This window comes from Paraburkholderia sp. UCT31 (genome assembly GCF_014397655.1).
Classification (GTDB): Bacteria; Pseudomonadota; Gammaproteobacteria; order Burkholderiales; family Burkholderiaceae; genus Paraburkholderia; species Paraburkholderia tuberum.
In genome coordinates this window covers 1-2,078 of sequence record NZ_VZQP01000157.1, presented here as the reverse complement: position 1 = coordinate 2,078, position 2,078 = coordinate 1, and the positions used below count along the sequence as shown (strand labels likewise).

2 protein-coding genes are annotated in these 2,078 nt (G+C 50.3%); one reads left to right on the top strand and one right to left on the bottom strand.

Features of this window, described 5'->3' with window-relative positions:
• Positions 1-502: 502 nt before the first annotated feature.
• Entirely contained in the window at positions 503-874 is a 372-nt protein-coding gene (locus F6X40_RS41310; protein WP_187631867.1) for a helix-turn-helix domain-containing protein, read from the top strand.
• An 828-nt stretch (positions 875-1,702) separates the two neighbouring features.
• On the opposite strand, the gene F6X40_RS41305 is transcribed toward F6X40_RS41310, so the two are convergent.
• Entirely contained in the window at positions 1,703-1,966 is a 264-nt protein-coding gene (locus F6X40_RS41305; RefSeq protein ID WP_187631866.1) for a hypothetical protein, read from the bottom strand.
• Between the last annotated feature and the right edge of the window lie 112 nt (positions 1,967-2,078).

Below are 2,078 nucleotides of genomic sequence, written 5' to 3'. Positions count from 1 at the left end.
CGCGTTCTGACATCCAGAGAGCCGTCGCACTGTCGCAGCGGGATCTCGCTCACCTCGTCCTGATCTCTCGCGGCGTTGTTGGTCTCGTACTAAATTTCCACTTCTGACGGGTTACGCTGACGGATACCAACAAATCACTGAACCAGAACTCGAAGGCCTTGGTCAGTTCAATCAGCGCCTCGGCACCGTCCACCACCCAACCGTCCGGGCTCGCGCAGTCCGCACCGCCAGATGAGGCAACGACAAAGAAGTTCAGCGTTAGTCCGACCATCCAACGCAGCGCCACCGAAGAAGTGGCTGCATGAGCCTCTTCTTTATGGGATGTGGCTCTTCCCAACTGCTGTCAGTAAATAGCATCAGTGTGACCAACGAAATGAGCAAGGTTCGACCTGCTTTGCTAACGATATGACATTTTATGTCGTATACCAACATACCATGCCGTTACGTTAAATGCTAGTTGAGGCGACCATATGTGTCGGTCAACGACACAGAATGTTGAGTAGTGACGCAAACAAAGGAAAAAAGGCTAGCCAACCAAATAGGCTCTACGCTCGCTCGCATTCGTGCCGAGCGGGGATACACACAAGAATTTCTCGCCGAGCGACTGGATGTAACTATTGAGACCATCGGTCGATTCGAGCGAGGCATCGTTCTTCCGACTTTGCCTCGTTTGTATCAGTTGGCTGAAGTGCTGGCCGTGCCAGTGGTCGACCTTTTACAAAGCGGGTCGTCCCGATCAGGAGACGTTGCCCTAGAAATGACGTCATTGCTTGAGCGACTCTCGCTTGATGACCAGACCTTCGTCCGGAAGTGGCTCTGGGAAATGTGCGAGCACCTCGGCAAGCCGCGCCATTCACGCAAAAAAGTGACCTGATACGCTCAGAATGCCATTGGCTGGCGCCCGCCGCCATCGGCTTTGGTCCAGACATACGCACAACAACTTTGTCTCCGCACAGCTCGAAGCGAGCCGGGTCGGACGAAACCTTCGCGACGTTTATAGTTGGGCAACTACTGCGTCCCTTGGCACTCACTCACATCGAGCGAAATAGTTGCTTTTTGGGCGGGGCATATCGGTCGTTTGTTTGAGCTCCCTGACGTGTTGGGGGTTTCCGTGGCGGAGCTCCTAATCGACCCGTCAGCGCCGTCAATGGACATGGCTCCCTGGAAATCGCTTCACAGCTCGAGCCGCTTTCGCAGGATGACCGAATTTTTGTTAAAAAGTGGCTTGAGGAAATGTGGAAGCACCTCGTCAAGTCGCGCCATTCACGTAAAAGAGCGCGACCTAGTCTCCCGTAATTAGAAATTCGCCCACGCATGTGAGCAGTTTGCTAGACAAGCGTGTACCAAAATCGCGCACACTTGTCTGGCGCGGCAAGTAGCGCCAGTTTTGTCAGTTTTTAAGAATAAGAAGCGACGGTCCAGCTGGCCGAGAGGGCACACGAGCGTTCGATTTATCGGCTAGGACTTACGGGTGTTAAATAGGTAGCAAAAGAGACGTCAATTGCATACCCCGAATTTATAAAACCGAAAATTAGAATACCGTGGCAAACAATTTCATTCAAACGATTAATACCAGATCATAAATTTCAAATAGATTAATGCTTTCCAGCCTAGATTTGAAAAGCCCAAGGCAAATCGAGCTTATCGAAAAAATTACTAGCCACAACAACTGCTCTTCAAAAAAACCACTTCACTGACATCATTAAAAATTCATTGCGGTGAGAATTTTCTTTATTTCAACGAGCCGCCGCCTACCTTCTTCTCGCGGAGTGATGACAACAGCATCTGGGATTACCACGCCGAGCATCTTTACCAAATTCGAAACATAAGGGCGCGTGCGGCCAGGCAATTTCTGTCGTGCATTCATAACTCGCGCTTGCCCACACGCCTCAATCAAATAATCATAAACTCGGCGGTCGCGGTCGGTTTCGATGATGACGTCTGGAACAGCAGTTGATATTTGCATCGCCGCCTCTCCACAACACCCTTGAACTTGATTAACCATAGAGCCAGAAATCTATAAAACCAATCAGATTTTTAAAAAATTGTGCTATATTTTTCACGCCCCTCCCCCGGAC